The 6,008-nt window shown below is 71.8% G+C and carries 7 protein-coding genes; 5 read left to right on the forward strand and 2 right to left on the reverse strand.

The window, feature by feature from the left end:
- Positions 1 to 225: hypothetical protein (locus WMI84_RS16290; RefSeq protein WP_347354826.1), on the reverse strand; the 225-nt coding region annotated here is incomplete at its 3' end.
- A 412-nt stretch (positions 226 to 637) separates the two neighbouring features.
- Here WMI84_RS16290 and WMI84_RS16295 point away from each other — a divergent pair.
- Together WMI84_RS16295 and WMI84_RS16300 are read left to right on the forward strand one after the other, a co-directional pair.
- Positions 638 to 1,099, forward strand: coding sequence for a hemerythrin domain-containing protein (locus WMI84_RS16295; RefSeq protein ID WP_347354827.1), 462 nt, complete (start codon positions 638 to 640; stop codon positions 1,097 to 1,099).
- A gap of 8 nt (positions 1,100 to 1,107) precedes the next feature.
- Entirely contained in the window at positions 1,108 to 1,632 is a 525-nt protein-coding gene (locus tag WMI84_RS16300) for a flavin reductase (protein WP_347354828.1), read from the forward strand.
- 30 nt (positions 1,633 to 1,662) lie between these two features.
- On the opposite strand, the gene WMI84_RS16305 is transcribed toward WMI84_RS16300, so the two are convergent.
- Positions 1,663 to 2,331 (reverse strand): TetR/AcrR family transcriptional regulator, encoded by a 669-nt coding sequence (locus WMI84_RS16305; RefSeq protein WP_347354829.1) that lies wholly within the window; start codon positions 2,329 to 2,331, stop codon positions 1,663 to 1,665.
- Positions 2,332 to 2,416: 85 nt separating this feature from the next.
- Here WMI84_RS16305 and WMI84_RS16310 point away from each other — a divergent pair, with 85 nt between their 5' ends.
- The 3 genes from WMI84_RS16310 to WMI84_RS16320 are packed head-to-tail and all read left to right on the forward strand — an operon-like array spanning position 2,417 to position 5,962.
- Positions 2,417 to 3,727 (forward strand): acetyl-CoA C-acetyltransferase, encoded by a 1,311-nt coding sequence (locus WMI84_RS16310; RefSeq protein WP_347354830.1) that lies wholly within the window; start codon positions 2,417 to 2,419, stop codon positions 3,725 to 3,727.
- Positions 3,728 to 3,729: 2 nt separating this feature from the next.
- On the forward strand, positions 3,730 to 5,100 hold the full coding sequence (locus WMI84_RS16315) for a 3-oxoacyl-ACP reductase (RefSeq protein WP_347354831.1): 1,371 nt from the start codon (positions 3,730 to 3,732) through the stop codon (positions 5,098 to 5,100).
- A gap of 4 nt (positions 5,101 to 5,104) precedes the next feature.
- Positions 5,105 to 5,962 carry a MaoC/PaaZ C-terminal domain-containing protein gene (locus tag WMI84_RS16320; RefSeq protein ID WP_347354832.1) on the forward strand — a complete coding sequence of 286 codons (858 nt, stop codon included), beginning with the start codon at positions 5,105 to 5,107 and terminating at the stop codon, positions 5,960 to 5,962.
- Positions 5,963 to 6,008: the final 46 nt, after the last annotated feature.

The following is a 6,008-nucleotide window of genomic DNA, read 5'->3' on the forward strand; positions in this document are numbered from 1 at the left end:
AGAACGCGCAATGTGGAGCGCAGCCTCAGGCGTCTTGGCGTCAACCTCGAGGGTGAAGGTGACACGACCCGTCGCGAGCTCAGCGCCCAGGTCCGGGTCGATGATGCCGTCCAGAGCGAGGAGTTGCTCGGCCACGCGGTCGAGGTGCTCCTCAAGCCTCTCGACCTCCGTCCCGTCGCCGGTGACGTGGTACGACAGGGCAAGGTGATAGCGCGTGGTGGTCATCTCCGGGCCTCCTTCCAGCAGGTGGTCCGCTGCAGATGCCTGGTCAAGTTGAGCAGGTACCTGCTCCCAGCTGGTGTCACGTGCACGGTTTACATGCGCTTCTTCTCGCAGTTGTGAAGTATGACTTGCCCCTTTCAACGCGCCAACCCTGCGCCTCTGCGCTCCGGAGCAGCTTCTTCAGGTCCTTGTTCGGGTGGCGTGGGCGCGGGGACACGGCATCGGATGCCAGCCCGAACTGTCTCCGCGCAAGAGGTCCCACGGTGGCCCCGCCGCAGCAAGCCCACGCCTACCTCCTGCCCAAGGACCAAGGCAAGAGCCAGCCCCACTGCGACCGGCTCTCGCCCGCACCCCGGGCCGAAGTGCACTCCTCATAGACTGCTTGCAGGAGGCGATCAGATTGCACGACACGAGCGTGAGCGCGCTGATGGAGCACGAGCACCACGAGATCGACAAGATCATCGAGCACTTCGTCGCGGGGCTGGGCGAGGGCAAGCTGCGTCACAAGGACCTGGCCCGGGCCAACGACCTGCTCAAGCGGCACATCTACGTCGAGGAGGAGCTCATCTTCCCGGCGCTGCGGGCCAAGGGGATGCTGGCCCCGGTCCTGGTCATGCTGCGCGAGCACGGTGAGATCTGGCGCACCCTCGACGCGCTCGACCTCGAGGTGGGCCCGGGCACGGCCGCCGAGTGGGTCCCCGACCGGTGCCACCAGCTGCTCCAACAGCTCGAGACCCACAACGGCAAGGAGGAGCCGATCATCTACCCGCAGGCCGACACGCTGCTGACCGACGAGCAGCAGCACGCCGTGCGCGACTTCCTGCACTCGGGCAAGATGCCGGACGGCTGGGTGTGCGCTCAGGCCCCCAACGGCTGAGCGGCTCGATGACGATCCACTCCGAGCACCCGTTCCAGGCGGCCGAGGCCGACCGCGACCCGGTGCGACGGCTGCGCGGCCGGGTCGGGGCGACGGTGTCGCTGTGGACCTCGGGGACCGGCATCGAGCGGGCCGGGCTCACGGTCTCGTCCTACCTGGTCTCGCCGGGGGAGCCGGCCCACATTCTGGGGCTGCTGCATCCGGAGTCGGCCCTGCTCGAGCGGCTGCTGGACACCGGCACCGCAGTGGTCCAGCTGCTCGAATGGCGCGACCGCGAGCTGGCCGACGTGTTCGCCGGGCTCTTCCCGGCGCCCGGTGGTCGGTTCCGGCGCGGCACCTGGGAGCAGACCGACTGGGGGCCGGTGCTCACGACCGCGTCGGCCTGGGCCGGTGTCCGGCTGGCCGACCCCGCGCTGCATCGAGCGGTCGGGTGGTCCGACCTGGTCGACACGGTCGTCGAGTCGGTCGTCATCGAGGCGCAGTACCACCCTCTGGTCCACCGCCGCGGCCGCTACGTGCGGCCCGTGGGCTGAGGTCGCGTCGTCTGCCGGCCGGGGCAGGAGTCAGGGCCGGACGTCCGTTCGGGTGTCGATCGTGGGCCCCAGGCCACGCCATGCGAGGTCCGTCAGGATCCCGACGACGTCGCCCCGTGGCAGCCGGTCGGTCGAGCCCAGCCAGTCGTCGGCGACGGCCTGTACCGAGCCGACGAAGGCGATGGCCCACAGTCGGGCTCTACGGGGGTCTCCCGGCAGCGGGACCGATGACAGGAGCAGGTCGACGACCCGGTTCGTCGTCGCCTCCACAGGATCGTCGGGCAGCGGCCGGTCGACGAGCGGGCGGTTGACTACGAAGCGGTACACCTCGGCATCGGACTCGACGAGCGACAGGTAGGCCTCGACCGTCGAGGCGACCACGACCCGCAGGTCGTCGGTCCCGGCCGATGCCAGCGCCGTCGAGACGTGCCGGTAGACCCGCTGGTCGATGCGGTCGGCGACGGCCCGATAAAGGCCGGCCTTGTCGCCGAAGTGACGGTAGACGACCGTCTTGCTCGTCGCTGCGCTGTTCGCGATCTCGTCCATCCCGACCCCGGCCCCGTGGGCCCGGATGGCCCGGATCGTCGCATCGACCAACTCGGTTCGGCGGTGCTCTCGGTGGGCCTCCCACCGGGTGTCCCGACCATCCCTGGGCAGCGGCCCGAGCGGAGCCGCGGCCGGGGGAGTGGGCTGGTCCATGCCTCGACGGTAGCAGGCACCGCATGTATCGGATACTGTGGGTACCGATTACGTCCGATCCGCACCAGCCCCAGGAGTGCCTCCCATGCCGCAGACCGGCTCCCGTCCGCCCCGCCGTGCCGCCATCCTCGGCGGCAACCGGATTCCCTTCGCCCGAGCGCAGGGTGCCTACGCCAGGGCCTCGAACCAGGACATGCTCACCGCGGCTCTCGACGGGCTGGTGGCCCGCTTCGGCCTGGCCGGCGAGCGGATGGGCGAGGTCGCCGCGGGTGCGGTGCTCAAGCACAGCAGGGACTTCAACCTGACCCGGGAGTGCGTGCTCGGCAGCCGGCTCGACCCGCACACCCCCGCCTACGACGTCCAGCAGGCCTGCGGCACGGGCCTGGAGGCCACGATCCTCGTCGGGAACAAGATCGCCCTCGGCCAGATCGAGTGCGGTATCGCGGGTGGCACCGACACCGCCAGCGACGCGCCGATCGCCGTGTCCGAGGGCCTGCGCGAGACGCTGCTCGAGCTCAGCCGCGCCAAGAGCCTGCCCGCCCGGCTCAAGGCGCTCACCGGCCTGCGACCCGCTGACGTGCTGCCCGCCATCCCACGCAACCTCGAGCCACGCACCGGGCTGTCGATGGGCGAGCACATGGCCGTGACGACCGCGCAGTGGGGCATCACCCGTGAGGCACAGGACGAGCTCGCGGCCGCCAGCCACCAGCACCTGGCCGCCGCCTACGACCGTGGCTTCTTCGACGACCTGATGACCCCGTACCTCGGCCTGACGCGGGACAACAACCTGCGGCCGGACTCGACGGTGGAGCAGCTGGCCGGGCTGCGGACCGTCTTCGGCAAGGGTGACGAGGCGACGATGACCGCGGGCAACTCGACCCCGCTGACCGACGGGGCCTCGACGGTGCTGCTGGCCAGCGACGAGTGGGCCGACGCGCACCGGCTGACCCCACTGGCCTGGCTCGTGGACGGCGAGACCGCCGCCGTCGACTACGTCCACGGCGCGGAGGGGCTGCTCATGGCGCCCGCCTACGCCGTGCCCCGGCTGCTGGCCCGAAACGGCCTGACCCTGCAGGACTTCGACCTCTACGAGATCCACGAGGCGTTCGCCGCGACCGTGCTGACCGTGCTCAAGGCGTGGGAGGACCCGGACTACTGCCGTGACCGGCTGGGGCTGGACGAGCCGCTCGGCCCGATCGACCGGGACCGGCTCAACATCACCGGCTCGTCGCTGGCCACCGGTCACCCCTTCGCCGCGACCGGCGGCCGGATCGTCGCCACCCTCGCCAAGCTGCTCCACGAGAAGAAGCAGCAGCACCCGGACCGCACCGTCCGCGGCCTGATCTCCATCTGCGCTGCCGGCGGGCAGGGCGTCACCGCGATCCTGGAGGCCTGAGCATGAGCGACCTGCTCACCACCATCCTCACCTCGCCCGTGGCGAAGAAGGCGGGCGTCCCCCAGCCGACCCGGCTGCGACGGTACGAGCCGGGCGCGCCGCTGCTCGACGGACCGGTCCTGGTCACCGGCACCGGTCCGTATGCCGCTCGGCTGCGTGAGTGGGCCGGCGCGCTGGGTCTGTCCCTTGCGGATGCGCCGAACGGGACGGCCGACCGGGCCGGCGACGCAGCCACCGAGGCGACCGCCGGCCGGGGCGGCGCGGACGGGAAGGTGAGCGCCATCGTCGCCGACCTGAGCGACGCCACCGACCCGGGCGACCTAGCCGTGCTGCCGGCCCTCGCCCCGGTCGTGAAGCGGCTGCGGTCCAACGGCCGCGTGATCGTCGTCGGGACCGACCCGGCCGGCTTGGCCGACCCCGCGCACGCGGCGACCCAGCGGGCCCTGGAGGGCTTCGTGCGCTCGCTCGGCAAGGAGCTGCGGGCCGGCTCGACCGCGAACCACGTGCTCGTCCGGGGTGATGCCTGGGACGGGCTGCGCGCTGCGGTGGCCTTCTTCCTGTCCGGGCGGTCTGCCTACGTGGACGGGCAGGTCGTGCGCGTCGACGAGACCCGCGGCACGAACCCGGACGAGGCGCGACCCCTCGACGGCAAGGTCGCCGTCGTCACCGGTGCCGCCCGTGGGATCGGCGCCGAGATCGCGACCGTGCTGGCCCGGGACGGTGCCACGATCGTCGCCGTCGACGTCCCCGCCGCCGGTGAGTCACTGGCCCGGGTGGCCAACCAGGTGCACGGCACGGCGCTGCACCTGGACGTGACCTCCCCCGACGCCGGGGCCAGGATCGTCGAGCACGCCCGCTCCCGCTACGGCCGCTTCGACGTCGTCGTGCACAACGCCGGGATCACCCGGGACAAGCTCCTGGTCAACATGGACCAGCCCAGGTGGGACAGCGTGCTGGACGTGAACCTGCGGTCCATCCTGCGGATGAACGAGGCCGTGCTCGGCGCCGGTGGTCTCGACGAGGGCGGCCGGATGGTGTGCCTCGCCTCGATCGCCGGGATCGCCGGCAACCGCGGGCAGACGAACTACGGCGCCAGCAAGGCCGGCGTCATCGGGCTGGTGACCGCAACCGCGGCCCAGGTGCGCGATCGGGGAATCACCATCAACGCGGTTGCGCCCGGGTTCATCGAGACGGAGATGACGGCACGGATTCCCTTTGCCACCAGGGAGGTCGGGCGCCGGATGAACTCGCTGCAGCAGGGCGGCCTGCCGCGTGACGTCGCCGAGACGATCGCCTGGCTCGTCCAGCCCGGCGCGGCGGCCGTGACGGGTCAGGTCCTGCGGGTCTGTGGCCAGAGCCTGCTCGGGGCGTGAGGCGATGACACGCGAGATCCTCCTCGACGGACCCCCGGACCTGCGCCGCATCTACGCCACCGCCGCGCTCAAGCGCGGCGGCAGGCAGAACCGGCTGCCCGAGGTGCGCGCGGAGCGCCGGGGGGTCCGGGTCGACCCCAACAACCTCGCGCGGTACGCGCACGCCTGCGGCTTCACGTTCGGCGGACGGCTGCCCCTGCCGTACCCGCACCTGCTCGGCTTCCCGCTGCAGATGGTCGTCATGAGCCGGCGAGACTTCCCGCTGCCGCTGGTGGGCGCGGTGCACGTCGAGAACTCCATCACCGTGGACCGGCCGCTGTCCTTGGCCGACTCGCTCGATGTCGCGGTCCGGGCAGAGCGCCTGCGGCCGCATCCGAAGGGACGCCAGGTCGACCTGGTGACTGAGGTCGGGGCCGCCGGCGAGGTGGCCTGGCGGGGGGTCAGCACCTACCTGGCACGCGGTGCCGGACATCCCGACGCCGAGGTGTCGGAGCCTGCGCCGCTCAACCCCCTCGAGGGCGTCGCGACCGGGCCGACCTGGCGGTTCGGCGCCGACACCGGGCGGATGTTCGCCGGGATCAGCGGGGACTGGAACCCGATCCACGTGCACGCCCTGCTCGCCCGGCCGCTCGGGTTCCCGACCGCCATCGCGCACGGGATGTACTCCTACTCGCGATGCGTGGCGGCCCTCGCCCCGCGACTGCCCGAGTCGGAGGTGACGAGCCGGGTGTGGTTCCGCAAGCCGGTTCGGCTGCCCTCGACGCTGCGGTTGCGCACCGCGTTCGGCGAGCACCGGACCCTGTCGGTGCTGGAGGGGGCCAGCGGCGAGCTCGAGCACGCCGTGGTGGAGCACACCTGGTAGCCCCCGCACCTCGTCGAGAGTGCACGTTTCCTCGTCGAGAGTGCAC

This window comes from Intrasporangium sp. (genome assembly GCF_039812505.1).
Lineage (GTDB): Bacteria > Actinomycetota > Actinomycetes > Actinomycetales > Dermatophilaceae > Intrasporangium_A.